We start from the raw sequence: 26,936 nt of genomic DNA on the forward strand, positions 1-26,936 counted from the left end.
CTCTCCCCCCGGGAGAGGGGACTCTTCGTTCCAACGCAAAAATCCCGACAGAACATCTATTCTTCATAAAGGTCAACCAAGGGAGAACAACAGCGGAGGGATGATCACCGTGCACATTGCCGACATCACCATGTTCTACGCCCCGGCCAGCGGCGGCGTACGCACTTATCTGGATGCCAAGCACCGTCGGCTGGGCATCAAATCCGGGATTCGCCACAGCTTGCTGATTCCCGGCGCAAAATTCGGCGAACACGATGGTGTGTACACGGTTCCCGCCCCCGCCCTGCCCTTCGGCAAGGGTTATCGCTTTCCGGTACGCCTGGCCCCGTGGCGAAATGTCCTTCAGGATTTGCAGCCGGATCTGATCGAAGTCGGCGATCCGTACCTCACTGCGTGGGCCGCTCTGGATGCCCGGCGACAACTGGATGTGCCGGTGATCGGCTTTTATCATTCCGACCTGCCGCTTTTGGTCAGTAACCGCATGGGCCATTGGGTCACGCCGAACATCGAGGCTTACGTCACCAAGCTCTACGGCAACTTTGACCGGGTTCTCGCGCCCAGTCAGGTCATGGCTGACAAACTCATCGGCCTCGGCGTGCGCAACGTCTTTGTGCAACCGCTGGGTGTCGATCTGCAAACCTTCAACCCTGCCGCCCGTGATTCAGGCCTGCGGGCCGAACTGGGGATCGACGAAGACACACGCCTGCTGGTCTTCGCCGGGCGTGGTTCGAAAGAGAAAAACCTGCCGGTGCTGCTCAAATGCATGCAACGCCTCGGCCCGCGCTATCACTTGTTGTTGGTCGGTTCGTCGATGCCTGCTGTGGTGCCGGATAACGTCAGTGTCATCAATGAATTCTGCACCGCACCAACCGTTGCACGACTGATGGCCAGTGCCGATGCGCTGCTGCACGCCGGTGATCAGGAAACTTTCGGTCTGGTGATCCTTGAGGCCATGGCTTGCGGCATTCCGGTCGTGGCGGTGGCGGCCGGGGCGTTTGAAGAAATCGTCCCCGATTCCTGCGGCCTGCTCTGCGCACCGAATAACCCGCAGGCGATGGCCAATGCCGTGCGCGAATTGTTCAGTCGCGGCGTTAGCAAACTCGGTGCTCAGGCGCGCCAACATGTCGAACACCATTACGCCTGGGACACGGTCGTCGATAGCCTGCTGAGTCACTACCACGCAGTCCTCGGCCACGCGATGCCTCGGGTGGCGAATGGCTGATCTCATGAACCGACCCGCTGTGCTGCTGGTGTTGCACGATGTGGCGCCATCGACCTGGGCGGATTACCAACCGTTTGTCGAGGCGGTCGACGCACTGGGCAACGTGCCGATGACCTGGCTGGTGGTGCCGGACTTTCATCGCCACGACAATCTTGATGCGCACCCGGACTTTCGTCGACTTCTGAGCGAGCGCGTTGCCCGTGGCGATGAATTGGCCCTTCACGGTTTTTTCCATGATGACCAGGAGCCTCGACCGCGCACACCAAGAGACTGGTTCATGCGCCGCGTCTATACCCATGAGGGCGAGTTCTATCGATTGTCCCACGAGGCCGCCCTCGCCCGTCTTCGCGCCGGCATAGAGATGTTCCAGCGCTACGACTGGCCACTGCACGGTTTCGTCGCCCCGGCCTGGTTGATGAGCGAAGGCACACGCCTGGCGCTGCGCGAGTTGCCGTTGCGCTACACCAGTGATCCGCAGCATCTGTATCGTTTGCCGGATTTCACCCCGATCGACGCACCGGGCCTGGTCTGGAGTGCCCGCAGCGCCTGGCGTCGTGGCCTGTCAAAAATTCTCAGCGAGCAACGTGAACAGCGCTGGCGCCAAGCGCCGGTGATTCGGCTAGGATTGCACCCGGTGGACATGCGCCACGGGTTCTCCCGCGAATATTGGCGCAATACCCTCGAACGGTTGCTGACGGATGGACGAGTACCGATGACCAAAATCAACTGGCTGGCCCAACAGCGCGATCAAATGGAGCACGCCGCATGAACCGCGGCATTGTGTTGCTGATCGGACTCCTCGCTGCGGTGCTGATTCCGCTGCTGCTCGGCGGCAGTGAAATCTGGGCGCGCCTGCAAAGTTTTCCCCTGAAGTGGCTGCTGATCATGTTCGGCATGATTCTGCTGTGCTGGGGCATCAACACCTTGCGCCTGCGGTTGTTGCTGGGCGATCAACGCGACCGCGTCACGCCGCTGAAAAGTCTGGGCGTGGTCATGGCGGCAGAGTTCGCCTATTGCGCGACACCCGGCGGCAGCGGCGGACCGCTGACAATCATGGCGCTGTTGGCCCGCTGCGGCGTACGGCCGGCCCGTGGTAGTGCGGTGTTTGCCATGGATCAACTCAGTGATCTGCTGTTTTTTCTCTGCGCCCTGAGCGGAATTCTGATTTACGCCCTGTTTCAACACCTCAGCGACCGTATGGAGTGGCTGCTGATTATCAGCGCCGTGTCGCTGTTCGGCGGGTTGTGCAGTTGCGTACTACTGGCGCGCTACCATCGCCGACTGATCCGCCTGAGCGGCCGGGTGCTGGCACGCATGAACGTGCAACCCAACACCCGGCGCCGCTGGGCACGCAAGCTGCTGCATTTTCTCGCGGCATTTATCGATACGCTGAAATTGCCATGGCAAACCTTGAGCAAAGTCTTCGCCCTGACCTGTGTGCATTGGCTGCTGCGCTACAGCGTGCTGTATCTGGCATTGCGCGGCCTGGGAGCGGATTTGCAGTGGGCCTGGAGTTTTCTGGTGCAGATGCTTTCGCTGGGCGCCGGGCAGTTCAGTCTGTTGCCCGGTGGCGCGGGCGCTGCGGAGTTGACCTCGGCGGCGCTGCTGGCACCCATGGTCGGCAAATCGACAGCAGCGGCGGCGATTCTGATCTGGCGGGTGGTGACGTTTTATTTCTATCTGGTGGTGGGTGGGCCGGTGTTTCTGCTGATGCTTGGGCGACCGTTGCTGAGGAAACTGATGAAAGTCAGGCAGGCTTCTTAGCCTCATCCTGTTCATCCATGAGTTGTTCCCACAACTCGGCCGCACCGGGAAACTCGGTGCCATCCTCCGGGCTCATGTCATCCGGGTCATAGCGACTCAAACAACCCTCGCCCACAGTGGCGGGTGCTTTGGAAGTGGCTTTGTCCAGTGGATCGCTCATGGCTTTTCCTCGGATCAAAAAACGGCAAAGGGATTTATACAAAAAAGGGCCTGGACGATTGAACGCCCAGGCCCTTCCTTTTTCAAGCATGCGTGAGTTCGATCAGAACACCACAGTCTTGTTGCCGTGCACCAGCACTCGATCTTCGAGGTGATAACGCAGACCGCGCGCCAGAACCATCTTCTCGACGTCACGACCGAAACGCACCATGTCTTCGATGCTGTCGCTGTGGCTGACGCGCACAACGTCCTGCTCGATGATCGGCCCCGCGTCCAGCTCTTCAGTCACGTAATGGCAGGTCGCGCCGATCAGCTTCACGCCCCGCAGGGACGCCTGATGATAAGGCTTGGCGCCGACGAACGACGGCAGGAAGCTGTGGTGAATATTGATGACCTGGTGCGCATATTCGCGGCACAGCGCCGGCGGCAGGATTTGCATGTAGCGCGCCAGCACTACAACTTCGGCGTCGTGCTGTTTGACCAGACGCGACACTTCGGCGAAGGCCGGTTCCTTGTCCTGCGGATTGACCGGAACATGGTAATAAGGAATGCCATGCCACTCGACCATGCTTCGCAGGTCGTCGTGATTGGAAATCACGCAGGATATTTCGCAATCCAGCTCATCGCTGTGCCAGCGGTGCAGCAGGTCAGCCAGGCAGTGGGATTCGCGGCTGGCCATCAACACCACGCGTTTTTTCTGCTCGGTATCGGTGATGCGCCAGTCCATCGAGAACTCTTCGGCGATTGGCGCAAACTTCTCGCGCAATACTTCAATACCGAACGGCAGCGAATCGGCACGAATCTCGTGACGCATGAAGAACCAGCCAACCTGATTGTCGGAGTGGTGGCTCGCTTCGGTGATCCAGCCGTTGTGGGATGCCAGAAAATTACTGACTTTGGCAACGATGCCAACGCGGTCCGGGCAAGAAATCACCAGCCGAAAAGTGCGCATGAGGGGGTAACTCCAGAACTTCGCAAAGGCCGCCATTCTAGCGACTGCGCAGGAAAACTGCAGTATTGATGAACGCGCACGCGCGACCGGCCCCGCAGCATGGCGTTTTTTTCACGGGACCACCGTCAACTTTGCCCACCCACCAATGGCCCCTCTTGTGCCGTTCACTGTGAATATCTGTGATGACTGCATCACACTATTTAACTGGACATTCAATTTGCCGCTAATTCTTGTAACTCATTTAAATAAAAAACCCGGTTAAATGTTTACTTGATGAAACAGCCTGACTATTATTGCGCCACTGTCCCCTGCAATTCAGCACTCTACTAAGGTAGTAATCATGTCCTTGATCAACGAATATCGCGCCACCGAAGAAGCAATCAAAGAGCTGCAAGCCCGTTTGAAGAACCTGTCGCAAGACGACAAACTGCAAACCGAGCTGGAATTCGAAGGCAAACTGCGCACCCTGATGGGCGAATACTCCAAATCCCTGCGTGACATCATCGCGCTGCTGGATCCGGAATCGAAAACCAAAGCACCACGCGGCGGCGCAGTAAAAACTACCGGCACCAAGCGTGCTCGCAAAGTTAAACAATACAAAAACCCGCACAACGGCGAAGTCATCGAAACCAAAGGTGGCAACCACAAAACTCTGAAAGAGTGGAAAGCCAAGTGGGGCGGTGACGTGGTTGAAGGCTGGGCTACCCTGCTGGGCTAAGCCGCAACGCCTTCGCAGAGCGATCCGCGAAAAAAGAAACGCCAGCGAATGCTGGCGTTTTTTTATGCCTGGAATTTGCTCCCGGCTATGTTCGATTTCAAAGATTCAAACGTTTGCGTAATGCCTGGACATAATTCTGCCATTCATTGAGCACCTCTTTCTGCATCGGTGTCGCACTTAGCAACCATTGCTCTGCGGCCTCCGTAAAAGATTTCAAGGTATTGGGTGCACCCCATTCAGGCTCGGACAAACGCTGCCGCGAAAATATTTGCCAGCGTTCCTGCTCTTCAGAATTCAACGTCTCTGGAAAGTTGCGCGCTCGATATCGAAAGAGTAATTCAGGCAAACGTTCATCATCGAAAGGCCATTGCTCTTGCGCCAATTGAGCAGGATCGGCCGCTCTGACTTGCTCACATAGACGCCGGTCGCGGTCACCGATAAATCCGTCGTACAACTGTTGTTCCGGATCCTCGCTCGGGGTGAAATCTTCACTGGCATAAATCGCCGCAACTTTATCTTTCCAAACTTGTTGTGCGTCAGTTAGTCGCAGCGTTCGTTCCTGATAAAGCGCCATGTCCAGGCCCAGCCGTTGCTGATCCTGCGCACGCAATACCGTCAGCGGCGCCACCACCGGGCATCGGTTTATATGAATCAACTTGAGCGGCACCGGCAACTCGCCTTCCAGCAAATCGTCACGGCGGGTGTACAAACGCTGGCGCAGGGTTTGCGCATCCAGATCGAGCAAGCCCTGCGGATCGAGGTGCAAGTCGCAGACGATCAAGGCGTTGCGGTTTTTCGGGTGCCAGGCCAGCGGCAGTACAACGCCGACATAACTGCGCGCCGCGGAGAAGCGTCCGCTGATATGCACCATCGGCTGTAACAGGCGAATCTGATCCATGACTTTTTGCTTGCTGCGCAACTGGAACAGCCAGTCGTACAGCTTTGGCTGCTTTTCACGGATCAACCGCGCCAGCGCGATGGTCGCACGCACGTCCGACAAGGCTTCGTGGGCATGCCCGTGATCAATGTTGTTGGCGGCCGTCAGACGCTCGAGCTTAAGGGTCACCCGCCCCTCGTCATCGGTCGGCCAGACCAGCCCGTCCGGACGCAAGGCATACGCGGCACGCACCACGTCGATCAAGTCCCAGCGACTGTTGCCGCCCTGCCATTCGCGCGCGTACGGGTCGAAGAAATTGCGATACAAACTGTAGCGCGTCATCTCGTCATCGAAACGCAAGGTGTTGTAACCCGCGCCACACGTGCCGGGGGCGGCCAATTGCGCGTGTACCCGGGTCATGAAATCGGCTTCGCTCAAACCCTTTTCGGCGAGCTGGCTCGGGGTAATGCCAGTGATCGCGCACGCGGCCGGGTGCGGCAGGATGTCTTCGCTGGGCTGGCAGTAGAGATTGACCGGCTCGTCGATTTCGTTGAGCTCATGGTCGGTGCGAATCCCGGCAACCTGCAGCGGCCGGTCGCAACGGGGATTGATGCCGGTGGTTTCGTAGTCGTACCAGAAGATGGAAGTCACGGGCGGTTCCTGAACTGAAGATCGGCGAAGTCTAGGCGCTCAACCGCGGTCGCGGCCAGCCTCGCGTCATTCAACCACCGGGCGACACACGATGTGCAATACATAGTTATGTCGTTTTCCCCCGAGAGGCTGCTAGCATCGACCCCACTTGCATCCCGAACAGGCGAACATCAGGTAGCCCATGCTCGAACCCACAGCACCGCCAAGGAAAGCACCGCTGGATACGCGGCATCAGGTCGAAACGCCGGAGGGTATCGACTTGCCGTTGCGTCCTGCCGGGTTGATGGTGCGGGCCATCGCTTTCGCGATCGATCTGGGGATTCGTGGCTTGATCATGGGCGTGCTGTTTATTGTGCTGGCGTTGCTCGGCAGACTCGGTATGGGCCTTGGCTCGCTGCTGTTGTTTGCGATCAGCTGGTGGTACATGGTGCTGTTCGAAGTGCTGCATCAGGGGCGCTCGCCGGGTAAACAATGGATGGGATTGCGGGTGGTGCACGACGACGGCACCCCCATCGGCTGGTCGGCCTCCTTGCTGCGCAACCTGCTGCGTTTTGTCGACCTGCTGCCGTTCGGCTACTTTCTCGGCGCCATCAGTTGCCTGCAACACCCAACCTTCAAACGTCTGGGCGATATCGCCGCCGGTACGCTGGTGGTGTACAGCGAACGCCCGCTGACCCGCCCGCAATTACCCGACGCCGAACCCCGCCGTGCGCCCGTGCCGCTCACCCTGAGCGAGCAACGTGCTGTGCTCGGGTTTGCGGAACGCCAAGGTGAACTGTCACCCGCACGGGTCAATGAGCTGGCCGGTTTGCTGGCCCAGCCGCTGCATATTTCCGCCCCCAAAGCCGTCGCCGAACTCAACGGGATCGCTCGCGGTTTGTTGGGCCCCACATGAAGCAAAGTCTTTTCGAAAGTCGCCACAAGGCCGAATGGGAGCGTTTTGCGCTGGCCCTTGAACGCCTCGAACAAGGCAAGGAAACCTCGCAAGTGGCAGGTTTCCCCAAGGCTTATCGACGCCTTTGCCAACACCTGGCGCTGGCGCAGGAACGCGGCTACAGCAGTTTTCTCATCGACTCTCTGCAACAACAGGTGTTGCGCGGCCATCAACAGCTGTACCGGCATCGCAGTCGACTGGGCGCCAACCTGATCGGCTTCGTCCTCGCCGGTTTCCCCCGGCTGGTGCGCAGCGAATGGCCCTTCGTGCTGGTCGCCGGCCTGCTGTTTTTTGGCAGCCTTATCGGTGTCGCGGTGCTGGTCTACATGTTCCCCGAGTTGGTTTACAACCTCATCCCCGCCGATCAAGTGCGTGAAATGCAAAGCATGTACGACCCGGTGGCCGGCCACCTCGGGCGCCCGGCCGAGCGGGCTGCCAGCGAAGACTGGATGATGTTCGGTTACTACGTGATGCACAACATCGGCATTGCCTTTCAGACGTTCGCCAGCGGTTTGCTGATGGGCGTGGGCAGCGCATTTTTCCTGTTCTACAACGGTCTGGTCATCGGCGCCGTGGCCGGGCACCTGAGCGAAATCGGTTTCGGCCAGACCTTCTGGTCATTCGTCATCGCCCATGGCGCTTTCGAACTGACGGCCATCGCCCTGGCCGGCGCCGCGGGGCTCGAACTTGGCTGGGCATTGATCGCACCGGGGCGCCTGACCCGCACAGAAGCGTTGAAACGCGCCGCCCGCAAGAGCGTGCTGCTGATCTGTGGGGTCATGCTGTTCTTGCTGATCGCAGCGTTCATCGAAGCGTACTGGTCGTCGAAAACCAGCGTCGCGCCGCTCACCAAATACCTTGTCGGCGCCGGTCTGTGGATATTGGTCGCGAGCTATTTGCTGTTCGCCGGAAGGACCCGTCATGCGCCTGAGTGATGCCACCGTGGTGATCCGCCCGCGCACAACATGGGAAGCCATGGATCTGGGCGTGCTCATGAGCCAGCAACACCGGCGCCTGTTAATGACCAGTTGGGCAATCGTCACCCTGCCGCTGTTCGCCTTGCTCAGCGTATTGTTGTGGGACTCGCCATCCCTGACGGTGTTCATCTTCTGGTGGCTGAAGCCGGCCTACGAACGCCTGCCGCTGTACATTCTGTCCAAAGCCCTGTTCGGCGAAACCCCGACGCTCAAGCAAGCCATGCGCGAGTGGCCGCGCCTGCTCAAGCCACAATTGCTGGCCAGCCTGACGTGGCGACGGCTGAGTTTCAGCCGCAGTTTCCTGATGCCCGTGGTGCAACTCGAAGGCCTGGACGGCAGTGAACGGCAACAACGTCTACAGGTGCTGCTGCAACGCAACGCCGGCGCCGCGCAGTGGCTGACCATCATCGGCGTGCATCTGGAAACGGTGCTGTGGATCGGCCTGTTGGTGCTGTTCTACCTGCTGTTGCCGCAGCAGATTGAAACCGATTGGGACTGGCAGTCGTTGATTCTCGCGGCGGATCACGAATGGCGCTGGCTGGAGCACCTGACCAATGTCTTCTATGCGCTGGTGCTGGTGGTGTGGGAGCCGATCTACGTAGCCTGCGGGTTCAGCCTTTATCTGAACCGGCGCACGCAACTGGAAGCGTGGGACATTGAACTGGTGTTCCGACGCTTGCGCCAACGGCTGAGCAGCAGCGTGCTCGGCGTGCTGCTGGCGGTGTGTCTGTTGCTGCCACCTGTGCAACCGGTCTGGGCTGCCGAGCCTGTTGATGCGCCGGACGCTCCGCGTCTGTTGAATCAGCCACTGACCAGTCAGGCATCACGCGACAGCATCAAGGCACTGCTCGAACAACCACCCTTCAAGAACCCGGAATCCGTCACCCGTTACCGCTTTGGCGATGACCCGGCAAACACCGCCAAAGAAGAACAACCCGGTGAAGCCCCGCAGTGGCTCAAAACCCTGCTGGGTTGGCTGGATGGCCAGCACTTCAACGCCTTGGCCACGATCATCGAAGTATTGCTGTGGGGCACATTGATCGCTGCGCTGGGCTGGCTGATCTGGCGTTACCGCGAATTTCTGCAAGCGTTTATCAGCCGCCGTCCAGCCCTGCCCGCCCGGGCAAAAAGGCCCGTGCCGCAGCAAGCCTTCGGCCTGGATCTGAACCGCGACACCTTGCCCGACGATATCGCCGCCCACGCCGAACAACTCTGGCAGAGTCAGCCACGCGCGGCCCTGAGCCTGCTCTATCGTGGCCTGCTCAGGCACTTGCTCCACGACTTCGATCTGACCCTGAAAGCTGCCGACACCGAAAATCAGGTGCTGGCGCAAGTCGAACAACTCCAGCGTCCGGAGCTGCTCGCATTCAGCCGCACCCTGACCACCCATTGGCAGAACATGGCCTACGGGCATCGCGTACCGGCGGTGCACCTGCAACAGGAATTGTGCGATGGCTGGCGCGCGTTATTCGGCCATGGAGCGTCCCGTTGAATCGGCACACGCTGTGGTGGGTCGGCGCATTGCTCGTCGCGTTGCTGAGTGTGCTGGGCATTTTTCTCTACCTTGTGGCCAAGCCTTATCAGGAACAGATCGATCACGGCCCATCGCCCGCCGCACAGGCCAATCCCTATCTGGCGGCGGAAATGTTCTTGCGTGAGCGCGGCATCAACGTCAGCCATGCCGAAAGCCTTGCTGTGCTGCCGGATATCGAACCGCACGGGCACACCCTGCTGCTGTTCAACGACCGCTCGCGGATGACTCCGCGTCAGGTCGATCAGGTATTGAACTGGACGCGGGCGGGCGGGCGGCTGGTGTTCGTCGCCGAATCGTTGTGGGATGAACAGTCAAAACAGAGCAACGACCTGTTGCTTGATCGGGTGCAACTGCATCAATCCCTGAGCAAGGATCTGAAGGATTCGCCCGCCGATCAGGAGACGGATCCGTACCCGAAATTGACCAAGTTGTATCTGGAGGACGAAGACGCCCCGGCCTACGCCGGGTTCGACACAGACTTCCACCTCGACGACCCGAAGAATCTTGCGCAAGCCTGGGCCAACAGCGCCAAGGCCACACACATGATGCAACTGGCCTACAGCCTCGGTTCGATCACAGTGGTCACTGATGCCGAGTTGTGGAAAACCACGGCGATCGCCCAGTACGACAACGCCTGGCTGCTCTGGTATCTGAGTGCCGACACCGATGTCACGCTGATCTACAACACCGAACACGATGGCTTGCTGACGCTGCTCTGGCGCTATTTTCCGCAAGCCATCGTCGCCCTTCTTGCGCTGATCGGTTTGTGGCTCTGGCAGGCCGGCGTGCGCCATGGCCCGCTTCAGGCGCCAGCCGCAAATGGCCGCCGGCAGTTGCAGGAACACTTGCGCGCCAGTGCCGATTTCATGCTTCGGCACAACGGTCAGCAAGCGCTGTTGCAGGCGCTGCAACAAGACGTGTTGCGCCGTGCCCGCCGCCGCCATCCTGGTTTTGATCAATTGAATGTTGCCGAACAATGGCTGGCGTTGTCGCGTCTGACCCGACAACCCACCCGCGCCATCAGCCAGGCCTTGAGCCCGGTGCCGAACCGGCGGATGTCCAGCGCCGATTTCTGCCGCCAGGTCGCCCACCTGCAAACCTTGAGGAACACGCTATGACTGAACAGATCGAGCCCGGCAGCGCCAGCCACGCCGCCCAGCAACGCCAGCGCGCCAGTCAACTGGCGCAAGCGGTGCGCAGCGAATTGCGCAAAGCGGTCATCGGCCAGGATCCGGTGATTGATGACGTCCTGACGGCGTTGATCGCTGGCGGCCATGTGCTGCTCGAAGGCGTTCCCGGATTGGGCAAGACCTTGCTGGTGCGGGCGTTGGCGCGTTGCTTTGGCGGCGAATTCGCACGCATTCAATTCACTCCCGACCTGATGCCCAGCGACGTCACCGGCCATGCCGTGTATGACCTGCAAACCGAGCAATTCAAGCTGCGCAAAGGCCCGTTGTTCACCAATCTGCTGCTGGCCGACGAGATCAATCGCGCCCCGGCGAAAACCCAGGCGGCGCTGCTCGAAGCGATGCAGGAGCGCCAGGTCACGCTGGAGGGACGCGCCCTGCCGATCGCTCAGCCATTCATGGTACTGGCGACGCAGAACCCGATCGAACAGGAAGGCACCTACCCACTGCCCGAAGCCGAACTCGACCGCTTCATGCTCAAGGTGCGCATGGACTACCCGGACGCGGAACAGGAACTGGACATGGTGCGTCAGGTCAGTCGCTCGACCCGCGCCGACATGCTTGATGTGCAGCCGTTGCGCACCGTGCTGCAAGCCAAGGACGTGCAAGCCCTGCAACGCATCGCCAGCGATTTGCCGCTGGATGATCAGGTGCTCGATTACGCCGTTCGCCTGGCGCGCAGCACCCGCACCTGGCCAGGCCTGAGCCTCGGCGCCGGGCCACGCGCCACGATTGCGCTGGTGCGGTGCGCCCGCGCCAGAGCCTTGTTACGCGGCGGTGAATTCGTGATTCCGGATGACATCAAGGGCTGCGCGCTGGCGGTGTTGCGCCATCGTGTGCGCATTGCCCCGGAGCTGGACATCGAAGGCCTGCAAGTCGATCAGGTACTGCAGCAACTGCTCGACCAAGTCCCGGCGCCGCGTCTGTGAAACCCTCGAAACTGTTATTGAGCTGGGTCGCCGTGCTGCTGGCCATCGCCATCGTGCTCGGCACTTTGCAGGCACTGCAAATCGAGCTCCCGGCCAGTCTGCTGTCGATCAACTGGGGACTGCTGCTGGCACTGTTGGCGTTGGCGACACTCGACGCGGTGCGCCTCAAGCGTTTGCCCACCGTACGGATCAAGCGACAGATGCCCGGCAGCCTCGCATTAGGACGCTGGGGTGAGGTGCAGCTCAAGGTTGAACACGATTTTGCCGAGCCATTGAACATCCAGATTTTCGACCATGTGCCCGATGGCCTGAGTTTCGAAAACCTGCCGTTGAATGTTGCGCTGCAACCGGGTCAGCACAGTCAGATCAGCTATCGTCTGCGCCCTCTCAAGCGCGGGCATTTCAGCTTCGAACAGTGCGAAACCAGCCTGCCGAGTCCACTGGGGTTATGGTCGGGCAAACGCCTGCTCAGCGTTATCGACAACACCCGGGTTTATCCGGATTTCGCGCGACTCTACGGCGGCCAATTACTGGCGGTAGACAACTGGCTCAGCCAGCTCGGCGTGCGCCAACGGCAACGTCGCGGCCAAGGGCTGGAGTTTCACCAGCTGCGTGAATTTCGTGAGGGCGACAGTCTGCGTCAGATCGACTGGAAAGCCACCGCCCGCCAACGCACACCGATTGCCCGCGAATATCAGGACGAACGCGACCAGCAGATCATCTTCATGCTCGACTGTGGCCGACGCATGCGCAGTCAGGACGATGAACTGTCGCACTTCGATCACGCGCTCAATGCCTGCCTGCTGCTCAGTTACGTGGCCCTGCGCCAGGGCGATGCCGTGGGCTTGAGCACCTTTGCCAGTGATCAACCGCGCTACGTTGCGCCGGTGAAAGGCAATGGCCAACTCAACGTACTGCTCAATAGCGTCTATGACCTCGACAGCACGCAACGCCCCGCCGATTACCAAGCCGCCATCAACCAACTCCTGGCCCGACAAAAACGCCGGGCACTGGTGGTGCTGGTCACCAATTTGCGCGATGAGGACGATGAGGAACTGCTAAATGCAGTCAAGCGTCTGAGCCAGCAACACCGAGTGCTGGTGGCGAGCCTGCGCGAGGACACACTCGACATATTGCGTAAGTCGCCAGTGCAAACACTGCCCGAAGCATTAGCCTATTGCGGCACCGTGAGCTATTTGAACGAACGGGCAGAACTGCATGAGCGATTGAGTGCTCATAAAATCCAGTTTTTGGATTCGCGCCCCTTTGAGCTAGGGGTTGGCTTGGTGACACGGTATCTGGCATTAAAGAAGGCGGGTAATTTGTAACCGGTGAGCAAAACACCCTTTCTCAGTGAAAAGGTGTTTATTGCTCAGCGCCCCCTCAAGCCGTGTCAAACGATCGTTCCGTCATATCGGTTGAGAATTTCCAGCCGCCGGACTCCTTGTGTATGAACATTTGTAGCTGCCTCACCCAATGAATCGGTGATCCTAAAAGTTTGACTGGAACCGGCTTTGTTAACTCGGACACCATTCGCCCTCTTACCCGAAAACCTGGAGGTCGCGCGAATATGACGCTTGATCCACTTTTCGTGACCTATCGGCGTTGTATGTTCCGTCGTCCAACGCTCAACCGTCACAAGATTATGGGCCAACGACATGGTTAATGGCGATGACGTTACTCCCCATTCCACGAGCGTTATCTGCAAGGAAAAATCCCCGGACTGGGTACTGTCGAGACAGTCCAGTTCCCACGTTATACCTTCCTGCGTGAGCAGCTCCTCTGTCCCTAGCGCAGGTGAAATCGCCACACCGAGATTCGCGCCAGGAGCCTTTTCCCATTCCAGTTTTATTGGCTTATTCAGCAAGCGACTGGAGGGTTTGGGTCGAACGGTCAACTTGTGCTTTGCACCGAGACATGGAAAAGCGCTGCCCGGGAAGGCGACATCAACTTCGTCAAATTTAATGTCCAGTTCCTGCGCCAAATTCCACAACGTCCCCAGCACGGGCGGTGACCCGGGTAAGCCAAAGAGTGGAAGTTCAAACTGCAATACAAAAGCGGTGCTGGGTGCGTTTTGCGCCGTGATAGTCCAACTCACCGACGTGGTGCCTGTCGCCATATCGATCAACTGCTCCAGGGGCGGTTCGAAAACCAGTCCGGATTCGTCATCACCCGCCAGGTAATACAGACCAATACGACTCTCAGGCAGGCCAATCAAATAACTGTATTCATAGTCCAGTGTCAGCGTGCAGACGTCGCCAGGCAATAAATTCAACTTCAAGTCAGGCCATCTCACCCGCTGGCCATTTACGAAAGGCATGAACTCTTGCAACCAGGTATTCGAGTCGGGCGTTGGATCATTACTCATACTCATGACTTCCTTGTGGAAACTCAAAAAACGTCGATCAGACGACGATCCCGTTATAGTGATTCAAAACAGACATACTGATATTCGCGTTATTGCGATTATCCATAACAAACAAGCCACCCCCATTGGTTCTCGGGTAACTGATGTAATCATCTCTTATTACAGTTACGACAACGCCCGCAGCAGGCTTATTTAAAAAAACCGACGTAGCACGAATATGGTGCGTATACCAAGTAAGGGCTGGATATTGCCAATGTTCCTCTGTCCAACGCTGAACAGTTACAAGGTTATGGGCCAATAACAGAGTTAATGGCGATGACGTTACTCCCGATTCGACTAACGTCAGTTGCAAGGAAAAATCCCCTGACTGAGTACTGTTGAGACAGTCCAGTTCCCACGTTTTTCCTTCCTGCGTCAGCAGCTCCTCTGCCCCCAGAGCAGGTGCAATCTTCACCCCGAGATCTGCGCCAGGCTCCGCGCCCCAAGTCAGTTTGAAAGCCTTGTCCAGTAATTTGCTGGAGGGTTTGGGCCGAACGGTAAACGTGTGCTTTGCACCAAGACATGGAAAAGCACCACCTCCAAAGGCAACATCAAATTCGTCAAACTTGATTTCCAGTTCCTGCGCCATATTCAATATCGTCCCCGGCACAGGTGGTGACGGTGGTAGGTCGCCAATTAAAGGCAAGGCAAATTCCAATCCAAAAGCTCCGCTGGGTGCGCCATCTGTTTTGATAGTCCAGGTCAACGAAGTGGAACCTTCGGCCATTTCAATCAACTGCCCTAAGGGAGGATCGAAAACCAGCCCGTGTCCCTCTTGGCCGGACTGGTATCGCATAGTAATAAAGGCGTCCGGATCGCCGATCAGCCAACTGTATTCATAGTCCAGTGTCAGTGTGCATTCGTCGTTATCCAATAAATTCAGCGCCAGGTCAGGCCACTTCACACGTTGACCATTAACGTAGGGCGCAAACTCTTGCAGCCAGGTATTTGAGTGGGGCATCGCATTAGTACTCATGCTTATAACTCCCTTGTAAAACGCCAGAGCAAACTAACTAAATAGATGAATGACTTCCCCAATAAGGTCAGTCAGCACTCGGCACCAGCACAAACTCAATCGACCGAACTTGCCATCCGGCCAACCCACCCTTTACAGAGGCCTGGAGCGCCCCACGTTGTTTGCCTGCCAATCTGAATTGGACCCGTGCATCGCCGTGGATATCTGTTCTGGTCGGCGCAAGAATTCTGTCAGGGTATTCCCACTCCACTTCGACGTCCGGCAATGGCTCGCCAGTAAGGGCCGACACTACATTAACGACAGCTGATACCGGATCTCCGGGTTTGCCACTGGGATTGGGACTGGTGAGTGAGCGAATTTGCCGGGGTTCATGAAGGAAAAACGGCAACGAAAGTGACTCCGAGTACAGCGCATCGCCGACCGTAGCAGTCAACTCAAATGCCCCCGGTGTAACGGGAACAAAACGAATGCTCGCTACCCCATAAAAATTGCTCTCGGTTGTTACTTCCCCAAGGTCAGGACTGCTCAAGGTTACAGTCATGCCCGCCATCGGTTGATCCGTAACGGAGGAGACCACCGTGATCTGTTCAAACACCTCATCACCCCAGAACAACGTCTGGTTGAGGATCTGACGCTCGGCAATTTTTACCACCTGCGAGCCTTCACCCAAGGACATCGCGTTCACCGGGGACAAGTTCGCCAGTCGATTGGAGGCGAAGCACAATCCGAAGCTGCCATCGACAACGCTATCGACGGTGAATTGGTAATCGAACCCTGCGGTGCCAAATGGAATCGGCTTCCCGAGCACAGGTTCAAGGAAACGTACGCCTAATTGCGCAGGCCCGGTGCCCGTCATCCCCAGCGCGAGCTGGTGATTGAACAACTCACTGTTTTGCGCTGCCGTTACTCTGAGCGTGTACGTGCCTTTGCGCCGCGGGAAGTAGGTTTTTTCACCCCACGCCTGGGTCGGCCGCCCTTCATAGCTCACCATCAACCCGTCCCACGGATCTCTCGCCAGCGCTTTGACCTGTATTGAGCTCGAGTCTGCGTAGTCATCGAAATTGCTGTCTACCAACGCGGTCACCGAATGCTCGCCGGCCGTTTTCGGTGCGAAGGGGAATCGGCTCCAGCCTTCATCATCGGTCGGTTGAATGCCACCGTCGACGCCGTCCCACCACTTCACGTTGGCTTGCCCCACCGGCCGGCCGGTGAAGTGCGAAAAGACCCGTGCCCACAGCCACACCGGTTCTTGACCAAAGACCAGATCCACAGCCGATTCGAGCAGGGTCTGAATCCTGACTTTGTTGTGATACAAATCCATCGGTTTAGCGACAGCAACAAAGTCCAGTTCAGGCAGGCCGACGGTCAAATCGAAACGCCCCCGCTGCTCGCTGGCGGAAAAATCCAGCGTCCAGGCCACGCCACCATCGTCCAGGATTCGCACAACATCCAGCGCCGGCTCAATCGTTGCATTCAGCTTCTCAGCGGAATCTCCCGTCCATTTCAATTCAGTCTCGAGCCCCACCAACGGACTCAGAGCATTGGGCAGGATTTTGAAATGGTGAATGGCCCCCATGCACGGATAAAGGAATTGGTCGTCCAACTGCGCCCGAACCTGATCGAGCATCAGTTGCACTTCTTTATTCAAATCCGCCGCCAGCAACCTCCCGGGCAGCGCTCGAACAGACATTTCGCCATTAAGGTGTAACTCCAGATCGAACAAGCTGCTGGTACTGTTATCTGCCGCAGAATCCAGCGTCCACTCCGCGCCTGTTTCCGGCAACGCCTTGTAATCGTCAAGGTCAGAGGGTGTCAGACCGATGTCCGGGTCAACGCCACGCCACTTCAGCTTGATGAATTTGCCAATCCAGGGGCTGTTGGCGACTGGCTCGACCTTCAGCGTATGTGTGTGCCCCTGTCGGCAGAGCACACCGACCGATTTCAGATCGACTGTCTTGCCGTCGAGCAAAATCTTCACATGGCTTTTCCAGGGACTGGTCGCAAGGGCGTGGACGGTGAAGTCTCGATTGAGCGAGACCGCTTCGGGATGCGCCTTGATGCTGGCCGTGACGACAACCTCGCCTGCGGTTTTCGGCGTGTACAACAAGCTCGCCCAGCCATCGGCGCCGGTCACACACTTAATGACCTCACCTTCAGGTGTTCGCCAGTCCACCAGCGCATTGCTGACCGGAGCGCCATCACCCAAAGAGGCCTCATACAGCACCTGCACCCGCAACAGTACGCTTTCGTCTTCGTCCACAATCGGCGACTTGTTGGCCTCGTGCACCTTGCCGATTTTGACCCGGTTGCGCGCCAGCGACATCGGTTTTGGCGGCGAGAGGTGCAACAGTTTCGAACAGCGCAGTATCAGCTGGAACCGACCGTCAATTCTGTCTTCACTGGTCAGCATCCACACCAGATCTGCCGATGTCACAGGCACCGGAGTATCCAGCGCCGGGCTGACATCAACGCCGAGTTGAGCAGCGCTGTCACCCTGCCAAATCATTGAAAGCTCGGTACCTGCAAAGAGGCTGTTCCCGGCAAATCTCAGCCGAACCGGATGGGCACTGCCCCGGTTCGGATACCCTTGCGCCTCCCAGGCCGTCAACCTGCCATCCACAACGGTCTGCAGCTCTGACCACGGATCCTTCGCCAGCACCGTGACCGGAAACGTTCGAATGACGACACCGTCGGCGTAATAGGGGCTGGCAACCGACGCGGTGACAACAAAACCACCGGCAGCCGTCGGTTCATAGACATAGTCACACCAGCCGTTTTCGTCGGTGACGGTCGATGCTTTCAACCCTTGTCCTTCAACCGACCAGGTGACTGCGTGGCCGGCCATCGGCTGACCGGTGTAATACGACACCACTCGCACACCCAGCCCGACATTCTGCGCGTACTCCAGCACCGGATAATGGCTGGCTTCGCGCTCATCCGTGAACGCCAATCGGTGATGCCCAAGCAACACGGGGATAGCGTAGGGGATGGCGCTGTAGCGGTTACGCAGGCTCAGATGGAATTCATGACCTTGCCGATCATCGATCCGGGGGATATCGAGCAGCCATGCTGATTCCAGCGACTGATTCACCCCCCAGCCGGGTTTGGCGGTCACCGCTTCCTGCGGATTGAGGTCAGCATTGAGCGACGCGCCACTGCCCAGCCAAATACTGTCGGATTCGGGTACGAACTTCAGTTGATGGGGCAGGCCAGCTTCTTTGGTTCCCAGGCACAGGTATAGCGGGGTGCCTGGCAGCAGCGTCTGCTCGTCGAGCTGCATTTTTTCCAGCTTCAGTGGCGTCAGATGCACCAGCACTTTTACGCGCGTTATACAGATTTTCGATTGCCTGTCCGAAGGGTCATTCTTCGGGCTGGTGATCTCAATGGTCAGCTCATCATCCTGTGCAACCGACACGAGGTCCTGAGCATATTCAATCGGTACGAAATCCAGTGGCTCCCCGCTGGCTAAAGAAGACTGAACTTGATCCAGACGGTTCGCGCCACCGGGCTTAAGCTCGATAGCGAGCAATTCATCCTTTTCCCTGAGGATTCGCATCCAGCCTGACTGGACATGTCGCACCTCACAAAGAAAGCTCAATACATATCGCGCATTGATGCCTGGCTCCAAGGGGATCTTGATGGTCTGCTTAACCCATCCCCCGTCGGAGGCCTCTAGAAAATTGATCCGCTCCGATCCATACCAATCCGCTGAAATGCCGACCAACCCGCCCTTTTTCCACCCTGTCAGACGGGTGAAATCCCCATCGACCACCAGACTTTCATTCGCTTGAATGGCGGGTTCATCCATGATTGCGCGCTCCTTTGCCGGATTTGCCTTGTTCGGGATTTTCAATCGCGTTGACCAGCTCCGTCACCTGCCTGGCAAACGTTGTATCACTGGTTCTGGACGTGTACTTCAAGACCGGGACGATGTCGGTGATTGCATACAGCAACTCCGATTGCGATGGACTTGTCGGCCGCGGGAAGTCCAGCCTCCACGTGGATACGGCACCCGTGTTTTCGTAAGGATTGAGCAGGCCTTCGTCGGGTTTCATCGCCGTCATGCCTGTGTCGGCGATGCCCGATGACAAGGCGATTTGCTGACCGCTGCGCAAATTGAACAGCACATCGGAAGGCGCGATCCCTTGCGGATTGTGCAAGTACTGCACCGATTGCGTGGTGGCCCGGGTCGCCGTTCTGCTACTGATCTGCACCAGCGTGGCTCGAACATCCTCGTAGGGCCCAAGCAGCACCGGCAGATTGACTTCTACCGAATTGATCTGGCGGCAGTAATGCCCCGGATGATCGCGGTCGAAGAGCAACTGCGACAGGCTGAACTCCAGCGAGCCTGTTTCCCGCAACTGCTTGAGCGCTTCATCCCAGCTGTCTGCACTTTTCTGCCGATCGATCGGGTCGTCAAAAAGCTTTTTCAGAGACACTGTTTTCGTCAGTTCCAGTCGCCGCTCATAGCGTTGGAGATATTCGCGCTCCATGCGCAGCAAGTGCCCACGCAAATGCTCGCCTGCCGTGAAGCCATGACGCTGGTCGAACCACACTTGAGGTATGGGGATTTGCGTATCGTAGTCGCCGGTTTCGGCATTCATCGAGTTCTGCGCCGTCAGGCACAAACTGACGACCGCGTCATAAGCCTGGTAATGCAAAGCCTTGAGCTGACCGAGCATCCAGCCGAACAGCTCCGCATTGGTCGCGCGTTTTTTCAGGTAGTTGTAGATCGTCAACGCCTGGCTATTGGTACGCAGGGTTTGCGCCAGGCTGGTTCGGGCAGCAGTGACTGCATGACGTTGCGCCTCGATTTGCGCATCGATGGCATCGACTTCCAACAACGCCTGATCACGTTGCAGTTGCCAATCATCACGGCGTCGACGATAGCCTTCGGTGGTTGCCTGCTTATCGGCGTCCATCAGCTTCACCGACGAGGTAATGCCCAATACTAAACTGACGGCCTCAATCACCTGGTCCACGCGATGCCCGCCATTGGAAAACCCGAGGATATTCGGCAGCGCCGCCGCCGACGCCGCCGCAGGCTTGAGGTGGGTGGACGCCAGCGCGAGTTGTTTGGACGAGTACAGACTGTCCATGACCTCGTATTCGGCAGCCGACACGTTTTCGTCATAATTGCGTGCGTACGCCTCAGCGCGGTGCTGCGCCACGGCACGACTTTGCTCAAGCGCCGTCACGCTGGCTTCCAATTGCGCAATGGACTGTTCCTGCACGGTTTTGGAGTACGCGCCCAGTTCCACCAGATGGGTTTGCTGCAACTCATCCTGCTCGGCGCGATCACGCCGTTCGTGCGTGCTTAACACCTTGGCACCGAGGTCATCCAGTATCTGCACAGCGCGCGATGCCGTTTCGAAGGTTATCTTCCAGCGAAACGCGCAAGCCACCTGCCCTCCGCCCATCGGCCGAGGGCCAGCGCCACCGCCGGCTGCGAGATCACGCAGCAACTGGTTCGGATCGGTTGGCGGGCTGAACAGCGGAATATTCAGCGGTTTGCCGTCAATGGTGAGGTTGTTTTGCAGGTTATTCATACGGTAATTTGGCAGCGCAATCAGATCCACGAGCGGTTGATTGATCGGCGCCTTGAACGGCCCGCAGGCCAGCATGCCCAGCATGGGTGCCACATCGGAGCCGGAGGCCACTTGCGCCAGGCTGAAGTTCAGCGATTGTTCAAAGGCTTCAAGCTCTGGGCGGGTTTTGCACTGATCCAACAGTTCTTTAACCGTCGAGGTCTGCCAATGCGACACCGTGCGCGCTGTGGGTGGCTTGCCCATCAGGAACCCCGCTTGCACGTAGCACAGCTTGGCCGCCACAAGGCTATCGCGGGTCAACTGCCGGTAATGCCAGTCGCCCCAGGCAATTAGATTTCTCACGTATTCGCAGAACATCAGAATCTTGAAGTGTTCGGGTTTCGAATAGCCGATGGCATCCGGATCGGTGGGGGCCTTGGCTTCACAACCGGGGTTACCCTGGTTTTTGGCCAGCGGTCGGCAGCGCCAGTAGAGTGGTTTGCCATTAACGTCAGACTGATCCGCCGTCGCCTGTGGGTCGAACACGTAATGCAGCCAGCTCTGCGAATCGGCAAAGCGCTCTTCGTTGCACAAAAGCTTGGCGACCAAATGCACCAGATGGAAAAACAGCTCCCAAAAAAACAGCCCGTTGGCCCCGTCAAACGCCCCGTTGGGTTCCTTGAACGTCGGATCATCTTCAGGTGGCGGTTCGACGATGAACTGAGTGTTCCAATCCAGTACTGCACTCACGGAAATATTGCCGCGCTCGACCAGTTCAGGGCCGAACATTGAATTCAGGCGGGCGTACTTCAGATACGGCGACGGCAGGTTAAAGCAGAGAAACTGCGCCGCGTCAGCGCTGTTTTTCAGCAGGGTCGGCGCAGTGAAGTCTGATAGATCGACAATCGTCAGCTTGAACTTTCTACCACCATAATCGGGAGTTTCCGTATCGAGCCTGAACTCCGTGGGTTGCGGCCATGAGCCTTGTTGGCGACTCACCGTCAGCGGTTCGGTTGTCCAGCCACCGGCGGGGGGAAGGTCAACGATCAGGTCCTCATCGTCCACCGTTTTATTCACCAACCCCAATACAAAGCGAAGCGTTTGCGGGGTGTTGGGCAACCCTGTTGGTGCACACGAACCGATCACTGTCACCTTGTCAAATTGGCCATCACGCACGGCGGTGGCTTGCAGACTCAGAAAAGGCGACAGGGGCCCCTCGGGGGCGCCCTCGCTAGTTATCGTTACCTGATTGCCCAGTGAATGCTGAACAGTTTCCGGCGAGTCAAATCGCTTCCTTGCCACATCCAGCCAAGTGCCGACGTCAATTGTGTCCAGGCGCATCAGCACATCGAAAATCCTGTGCACCCTCAAATTGTTTGGATTTTGATCCGCCGTGATCAAAATCCCCAGCTTGCCCTTCGACGGGGGCCTCTCCATCAACACGGTGGCAACCAAACGAAAATTCTTCGGCTCATCGTCGGACTCGGCATCTTCACTGTAGACATCCAGCGGCGCCGACCACTGCCCACTCTGCGTCATGAACGCGAGCTTGACACTCAAATGAGCCGGCAGGAAATCATCAGCTTTTTGGCCGGCCACCTTGTCCCGCCACTCAGCCCAAACCAGGCACAAGCGACCGTTCCAGAACACCGGGCGCATATCCAGCACCCGATGGGCCGGCTGAATGCCTATCTCCTGCCATTCACTCCAGGCCGCGGGATTGACGCCAACGCAGCCGGGCGTAAGCTCGATCTCGGCCTTGCGCCAGTAGTGCTGGAACGGCTGCGCTCGCTGGCGCCCAATAAAATAGTAATCAGCCACGGCAGGCGTGGCGCCGTCCATGTAGCAACTGAGCACATCCAGATCACAGGTCTGCTCGAATCTATGCAGGTAGCCTTGCAGCGCGGCCTGCACCGAATCATTGTTCAAGCGGCTCTGGTTAAGGTCGTTTTCAAGATTCTTGAACAGGCTGGACTTGCGTTGCCGGACAAAGGGGTTGATGTAGTTTTCCGGGTAGATTGAAATCAACTGCACCGCTGCCCAGTCCGGATAGTTGCTGTATAGCTGCCATTCGGCCAGGTCACTCGGCGGGAACTGATGCGTGGTGTAGCCAGGTTCCAGCTTGCGATACACGGCATGTATGTATTGCTGCACACAACTGGTTGCTTCGGCCACCCAGGAGCTCTGCACCGCAAACGTATCCAGCGGGTCCATCCGCAAGAGCTCGAAGATATCGGCGGGTGTCTTCACAAACCCGTATTGCGTTTTATTGACTTGACCGATGCAGTATTCGAGCAGTGCAGAACGGCGTTTTTCCAGCAGAACGCCAATGTCACTCAGTGCCATGATCCTTGCTCCTTGGGGAAACCCGAGAAAAATCCCTGATGAGACGACCGATTACTCCGGGGCTTCATCGCCCTCGAACGTGATGGGGTTGAACACGGCCTGTTGCTCACTGCCCTGGCTGAGCACACTGAACACAAAGGTTCCCCCGGTGGGACTGGAGACGAAAACCCGCGTGAGCCCTTCCTGATTGGTGAAGGTTTGTGAGGGCCGCACACTCGCTATAGGTCGTCTTGTGGACTCGACGTTACTTACGAGCCAGTCCACCAACATGTCCTGACCAAGGTTTCCATACTTATCCATCATCGTGGCGTAGAGCACGCGCTCCTCGCCCTTGCGCACCACTTCCGATGAATCGGGGGATCTGTAGAAGAGCGGGAATTCCATGGTCTTGGCATCAGCAACAATGTTGATGGTCGGAGCGTATTCGGGATCGAAAAGATCGAGCCAATACTTTGGCGTCTCCGTTCCCATAGTCCTGCCGGGCACGTAGTCGGCCTTCAACGTGCCTTTGTTGTCGGTTGTGCCCTTCTGTACCGTGCCCAGTGTGGTCTGCCAATAAACCGTGACCCCCTCAAGTGCCAGTCCCGCAGCATCCTTCACCGTCACTGTGAAGGTGGCTTTCTCGCCGGGCTTCCTGGCAATGAGTTCTGTGTTATCGACGCTACACGTTGTAGTGACCAGTTGTTTCAAATCAGCCGCCAGCTCGACGGGGGGTGCCTGTTCACCGGTTTCGCTCAACAAGGCGCGCTCGGCCGCGTCGGCATACGCCTTTTTGGAATCGCCGTCGTTCACAGTTGCAGGCAAGGTACCGATCTGCAAAATCGTCAGGGCATCTATACCGGTCCTGGTGGACAGCACCAGGACCCGCATCAACAGATCCAGTTGTTTGAGGTTCTTGAGTATCGGCAGAGCGGAGTCAATGTGACGGATACACTCGCGCACCTCCTGCACGCTCCAGCCGAAAAACTCGGCCAGTTTGATGGTCGACGCCTGGTGCGCCAGGGCCCGGGCGTGAACGGACAAGGTTGGCAGTGCATTGACCTGACGCAGGTAGTCGAGCAGTTTCTGCTGCGGTTGTTCGCTGAGTGAAAATGCCCGCTTGAGTACCGACAGGTAATAAAGCGTGTTCACTGAAATCGCGTATTTATCGGTCTGACCGAGCCAGGCCAGATGGCCGTAATCCAGATAGTCCTGCAACAACTCAGCTGTGAGTTCCAGGGTCGAAACCACCTCACTGCGCCGTCGCACATCGGCCAACAGATCGATCAACGAATCGGTTTCGGCATTGCGCCTCTGCTCCCGGGTGTCGCCGGTTAAACCGATCCGCTGGATCAATTGCTTCAACAAACGGAAAACCGTTGTGCCGGCCCAATTGATGACCGGAATCGCAAGTTCCACCGCAACGCCGGCATAGGCTGCCAGCGTTTCTTTCACGACAGACACCTGCGCGTCACGGGCTTCCAAAAGCACGTTGAGCATGCTTTCAACGAGAGCGTCGCGTTGAGTAGCCCAGGTGGCGCCAAGCGCATTATCGACCGCCCAGCCAAGCCGTTTACGGGCAAAGATCAGGTATTCGTCCGGCGTTCCGACGGCTGCCAGCACCAAACCGCTGGCATCAACAATCGGCCCCAGTGACTCGAAACTACCATCGGGCAGCACCAGGTCGACGCTGTGCGTCAGAAAGTCCAGCCAGTCTGATGCTCCGGCAGGAGGCAAGCCGGCCATCAACACACCGGCATTGGTAAACAGCGCGTTCGGCAGCAGATTGCGCAGTTGCTCGAAGAGCGCCAGATCGCGCTCCCACGCCTCTCGCCCTGGCGACAATTCAACCGCGTGCTGCATCACCCACAGCACTGGCAGTTCACTTTGCTCGCACCACTGCGCGCAGGCGTCCATGGCGCTAATAAGCGTCAAGATATCCGGTTTATCGCCGGCTGCGGATTTGATTGCAGGTGCCCCCGCAAGACCATTGACCCAGTTATCGCCCCCCATTGACTGCAACATCAGCACGCCTTCGAGCGGTGTCATGCGCAACACCCGGGGCAACCACACCAACCGGTAAAAGCTCGAGATGATCGGCAGGGTGCGTTGCAGTTGGTTGTTGGTCATGTTGTGCGCGCGGGCAACGGCCACCGCAAGGTATTGATAAGTACGCAAGTCGATTCGCAGGCCGGCGCACAGTTGGTTGATCGTCAGGTCATTCGCACCCGGTTCCGGCACCACCGGGAATGCCCCATTATCAAGCTTCATGGGCTGGCCATAGTTCGCTTGAGTGTTGAACACCTGATCAAACTGCGAGAACGCTTCGCCGCGACCGTAGATCGACATGCCATCGAGGAACACAGCAAAGTCTGCTGCTTTGCATTTGTAGCGTTGGCGCAAAATCTGGAACAACCCGAGCGCATGTACAGTTTTGTCCGAGATCAGCCATTCACCATCGCCGCTCGAATCGCCACGCTTCTCGGCCCGCATCGCGGCCACCAGTAAGGCGTCCACTTCATCGCAGGGCAATTGCAGCCAGATGTCCAGACGTATCTTGCGGTTCATCCGGTCGAAGGCAAACTGTCCTTCGACACTATCGGGGCTCACGGACAAACGGTTTAAAAGCGAAGTGGTATCCGTGGTGATAGATACACCAGGATGGCTATTGGCATTGATGTAAACCGAGCCGGATCGGCCGCTTTCGGGCTGCTGCGTTGTCGGTGGTGAGTCATAGGTCACGTTGGCCGAACGCACCGGAGCGAATGCCTCGACCGATAACAGACTTTCGAGCGACAAAGTGTCGAGTTTGGTTTGCGCGGCGAAGTACGGAACATGGTGCAGCGTCTTCCACTCCGTCTCCCCTGCGCCGAAGTTAACGAGATAAAAATCTTCCCAGGCATCTGCGGCAGGCATCGCTTCCGTCAGCAAATCTCGCTGATAGGGCCCCAGACGCGAAGCATGTGAAAGGGCCCGAGCGGGGCGGGCAGCCTTGGATCCTCCTAAAAAATAGGGGTAAGACAAATCCACAGCGTCTACAAAGTCGCCCACCGACAGCGCTTTGAGCTGAGCGATGCCGTCGACCGTGACCCAATGCTGGTAATAGGGCAGGCCGTTGGGATAACGCGATGTGATCAAGGTGTCTTCAATGTCGCTGCTCGGTTGGTTCGCAACGATAAAGGCTTCCAACACCGATGTGATGATGTCGACCGAGGACAACGATTGGTACACCGCATTGAAGTCGATCGACAACTTCTTCAAGTCGGTACGGCGCTTATCGAGCGCGATCTTGTCCCCGTCGCCTTGAGTCTCGATACGGTCGCGAACCCAGACCAGCAAATCGATCAGATACGCCACCGGTGAAATGCACGATTCCAGCGCGTCCGGAGGGCTCATTTCTTCAAAAGCGGTTTTGAAAATGTCTTCATATTTCGGGCCGTCGACCATCGACAACAGCCCTGAAGAAGGAGCGCCCTGCGCGCTTCGGTCAGCGACAAGGATGTGCTCGATAAACTGGCGGCGCACATACGTGGCCATACTGTTGGCCCGACGCAAAAAACGCTGCGCATCTTCGACACTCAAGCCGTACTCCCTGACGAGGCCGGGTACGCCCTTTTGCACCAATGGAAAAATCGAACCGCCGTCCACAAGGTAAGTCTTGAGGTTTTGCAGACCGATGATCTGCATCTGTTGCTCTTCACTGAACAACTGCTCGTACAGTTGCACTGCCGGGCGGATGGCTTGAGCCATGATCCTGTTCCTTGAGTCGATAACCGTCTGTTGCAGCCTTACGATG

The 26,936-nt window shown here is 57.8% G+C and carries 18 protein-coding genes; 10 read left to right on the forward strand and 8 right to left on the reverse strand.

The annotated features are described in order from the left end of the window. Positions 1–100 precede the first annotated feature (100 nt). From AB4P97_RS16950 to AB4P97_RS16960, 3 genes are read left to right on the forward strand one after another with little or no spacing between them, the layout of a single operon-like run. Complete coding sequence (locus tag AB4P97_RS16950; RefSeq protein ID WP_395601372.1) at positions 101–1,222, forward strand: glycosyltransferase family 4 protein; 1,122 nt, start codon at positions 101–103, stop codon at positions 1,220–1,222. Then, complete coding sequence (locus AB4P97_RS16955; RefSeq protein WP_395601373.1) at positions 1,215–1,991, forward strand: DUF2334 domain-containing protein; 777 nt, start codon at positions 1,215–1,217, stop codon at positions 1,989–1,991. Before AB4P97_RS16950 ends, AB4P97_RS16955 begins: the two co-directional genes overlap by 8 nt. Beyond that, the gene (locus tag AB4P97_RS16960; protein WP_042560660.1) at positions 1,988–2,986 is read left to right on the forward strand and encodes a lysylphosphatidylglycerol synthase transmembrane domain-containing protein; all 999 of its coding nucleotides are present in this window, start codon (positions 1,988–1,990) and stop codon (positions 2,984–2,986) included. The genes AB4P97_RS16955 and AB4P97_RS16960 overlap by 4 nt, the downstream gene beginning before the upstream one ends. On the opposite strand, the gene AB4P97_RS16965 is transcribed toward AB4P97_RS16960, so the two are convergent. Together AB4P97_RS16965 and purU are read right to left on the reverse strand one after the other, a co-directional pair. Beyond that, the gene (locus AB4P97_RS16965; protein ID WP_395598200.1) at positions 2,970–3,146 is read right to left on the reverse strand and encodes a hypothetical protein; all 177 of its coding nucleotides are present in this window, start codon (positions 3,144–3,146) and stop codon (positions 2,970–2,972) included. The genes AB4P97_RS16960 and AB4P97_RS16965 overlap by 17 nt on opposite strands. 102 nt (positions 3,147–3,248) lie before the next feature. Beyond that, complete coding sequence (purU, locus tag AB4P97_RS16970) at positions 3,249–4,097, reverse strand: formyltetrahydrofolate deformylase (protein WP_042560661.1); 849 nt, start codon at positions 4,095–4,097, stop codon at positions 3,249–3,251. Between the two features lie 340 nt (positions 4,098–4,437). Here purU and mvaT point away from each other — a divergent pair, with 340 nt between their 5' ends. After that, positions 4,438–4,815 (forward strand): histone-like nucleoid-structuring protein MvaT, encoded by a 378-nt coding sequence (mvaT, locus tag AB4P97_RS16975; protein WP_007933316.1) that lies wholly within the window; start codon positions 4,438–4,440, stop codon positions 4,813–4,815. A gap of 97 nt (positions 4,816–4,912) precedes the next feature. Here mvaT and sbcB read toward each other — a convergent pair whose 3' ends face one another. Further along, positions 4,913–6,343 (reverse strand): exodeoxyribonuclease I, encoded by a 1,431-nt coding sequence (sbcB, locus tag AB4P97_RS16980; protein ID WP_200612328.1) that lies wholly within the window; start codon positions 6,341–6,343, stop codon positions 4,913–4,915. A 181-nt stretch (positions 6,344–6,524) separates the two neighbouring features. On the opposite strand from sbcB, the gene AB4P97_RS16985 reads away from it, so the two are divergent. From AB4P97_RS16985 to AB4P97_RS17010, 6 genes are read left to right on the forward strand one after another with little or no spacing between them, the layout of a single operon-like run. Continuing rightward, positions 6,525–7,238: an RDD family protein gene (locus tag AB4P97_RS16985; RefSeq protein ID WP_042560663.1), complete on the forward strand. Its 714-nt coding sequence runs from the start codon at positions 6,525–6,527 to the stop codon at positions 7,236–7,238. Then, complete coding sequence (locus tag AB4P97_RS16990; RefSeq protein ID WP_042560664.1) at positions 7,235–8,212, forward strand: stage II sporulation protein M; 978 nt, start codon at positions 7,235–7,237, stop codon at positions 8,210–8,212. The genes AB4P97_RS16985 and AB4P97_RS16990 overlap by 4 nt, the downstream gene beginning before the upstream one ends. Continuing rightward, on the forward strand, positions 8,199–9,746 hold the full coding sequence (locus AB4P97_RS16995) for a DUF4129 domain-containing protein (RefSeq protein WP_395601374.1): 1,548 nt from the start codon (positions 8,199–8,201) through the stop codon (positions 9,744–9,746). Before AB4P97_RS16990 ends, AB4P97_RS16995 begins: the two co-directional genes overlap by 14 nt. After that, positions 9,743–10,906 carry a DUF4350 domain-containing protein gene (locus AB4P97_RS17000; protein ID WP_395601375.1) on the forward strand — a complete coding sequence of 388 codons (1,164 nt, stop codon included), beginning with the start codon at positions 9,743–9,745 and terminating at the stop codon, positions 10,904–10,906. Before AB4P97_RS16995 ends, AB4P97_RS17000 begins: the two co-directional genes overlap by 4 nt. Further along, complete coding sequence (locus AB4P97_RS17005) at positions 10,903–11,904, forward strand: MoxR family ATPase (RefSeq protein WP_047302798.1); 1,002 nt, start codon at positions 10,903–10,905, stop codon at positions 11,902–11,904. The genes AB4P97_RS17000 and AB4P97_RS17005 overlap by 4 nt, the downstream gene beginning before the upstream one ends. Next, entirely contained in the window at positions 11,901–13,232 is a 1,332-nt protein-coding gene (locus tag AB4P97_RS17010; protein WP_395601376.1) for a DUF58 domain-containing protein, read from the forward strand. Before AB4P97_RS17005 ends, AB4P97_RS17010 begins: the two co-directional genes overlap by 4 nt. A 65-nt stretch (positions 13,233–13,297) precedes the next feature. On the opposite strand, the gene AB4P97_RS17015 is transcribed toward AB4P97_RS17010, so the two are convergent. From AB4P97_RS17015 to AB4P97_RS17035, 5 genes are all read right to left on the reverse strand, one after another. Beyond that, entirely contained in the window at positions 13,298–14,272 is a 975-nt protein-coding gene (locus tag AB4P97_RS17015; protein ID WP_115146126.1) for a hypothetical protein, read from the reverse strand. A 37-nt stretch (positions 14,273–14,309) separates the two neighbouring features. Continuing rightward, positions 14,310–15,287, reverse strand: coding sequence for a hypothetical protein (locus tag AB4P97_RS17020; protein ID WP_395601377.1), 978 nt, complete (start codon positions 15,285–15,287; stop codon positions 14,310–14,312). Between the two features lie 67 nt (positions 15,288–15,354). Continuing rightward, the gene (locus tag AB4P97_RS17025) at positions 15,355–19,095 is read right to left on the reverse strand and encodes a hypothetical protein (RefSeq protein ID WP_395601378.1); all 3,741 of its coding nucleotides are present in this window, start codon (positions 19,093–19,095) and stop codon (positions 15,355–15,357) included. Beyond that, the gene (locus AB4P97_RS17030) at positions 19,088–23,161 is read right to left on the reverse strand and encodes a neuraminidase-like domain-containing protein (RefSeq protein WP_042560671.1); all 4,074 of its coding nucleotides are present in this window, start codon (positions 23,159–23,161) and stop codon (positions 19,088–19,090) included. The genes AB4P97_RS17025 and AB4P97_RS17030 overlap by 8 nt, the downstream gene beginning before the upstream one ends. A gap of 51 nt (positions 23,162–23,212) precedes the next feature. Then, positions 23,213–26,890 (reverse strand): Tc toxin subunit A, encoded by a 3,678-nt coding sequence (locus AB4P97_RS17035; RefSeq protein WP_395601379.1) that lies wholly within the window; start codon positions 26,888–26,890, stop codon positions 23,213–23,215. Positions 26,891–26,936 lie beyond the last annotated feature (46 nt).

The organism is Pseudomonas sp. A1230, assembly GCF_044218825.1.
Classification (GTDB): Bacteria; Pseudomonadota; Gammaproteobacteria; order Pseudomonadales; family Pseudomonadaceae; genus Aquipseudomonas; species Aquipseudomonas iridis.

Coding starts and splice junctions, on each gene's coding strand:
- mvaT (WP_007933316.1), top strand. CDS start 4,438: ATGTCCTTGATCAACGAATATCGCGCCACCGAAGAAGCAATCAAAGAG.
- AB4P97_RS17005 (WP_047302798.1), top strand. CDS start 10,903: ATGACTGAACAGATCGAGCCCGGCAGCGCCAGCCACGCCGCCCAGCAA.
- AB4P97_RS16955 (WP_395601373.1), top strand. CDS start 1,215: ATGGCTGATCTCATGAACCGACCCGCTGTGCTGCTGGTGTTGCACGAT.
- AB4P97_RS17025 (WP_395601378.1), bottom strand. CDS start 19,095: ATGGATGAACCCGCCATTCAAGCGAATGAAAGTCTGGTGGTCGATGGG.
- AB4P97_RS16995 (WP_395601374.1), top strand. CDS start 8,199: ATGCGCCTGAGTGATGCCACCGTGGTGATCCGCCCGCGCACAACATGG.
- AB4P97_RS16960 (WP_042560660.1), top strand. CDS start 1,988: ATGAACCGCGGCATTGTGTTGCTGATCGGACTCCTCGCTGCGGTGCTG.
- AB4P97_RS17020 (WP_395601377.1), bottom strand. CDS start 15,287: ATGAGTACTAATGCGATGCCCCACTCAAATACCTGGCTGCAAGAGTTT.
- AB4P97_RS16985 (WP_042560663.1), top strand. CDS start 6,525: ATGCTCGAACCCACAGCACCGCCAAGGAAAGCACCGCTGGATACGCGG.
- AB4P97_RS17030 (WP_042560671.1), bottom strand. CDS start 23,161: ATGGCACTGAGTGACATTGGCGTTCTGCTGGAAAAACGCCGTTCTGCA.
- AB4P97_RS17015 (WP_115146126.1), bottom strand. CDS start 14,272: ATGAGTAATGATCCAACGCCCGACTCGAATACCTGGTTGCAAGAGTTC.
- AB4P97_RS17035 (WP_395601379.1), bottom strand. CDS start 26,890: ATGGCTCAAGCCATCCGCCCGGCAGTGCAACTGTACGAGCAGTTGTTC.
- purU (WP_042560661.1), bottom strand. CDS start 4,097: ATGCGCACTTTTCGGCTGGTGATTTCTTGCCCGGACCGCGTTGGCATC.
- AB4P97_RS16990 (WP_042560664.1), top strand. CDS start 7,235: ATGAAGCAAAGTCTTTTCGAAAGTCGCCACAAGGCCGAATGGGAGCGT.
- AB4P97_RS16965 (WP_395598200.1), bottom strand. CDS start 3,146: ATGAGCGATCCACTGGACAAAGCCACTTCCAAAGCACCCGCCACTGTG.
- AB4P97_RS16950 (WP_395601372.1), top strand. CDS start 101: ATGATCACCGTGCACATTGCCGACATCACCATGTTCTACGCCCCGGCC.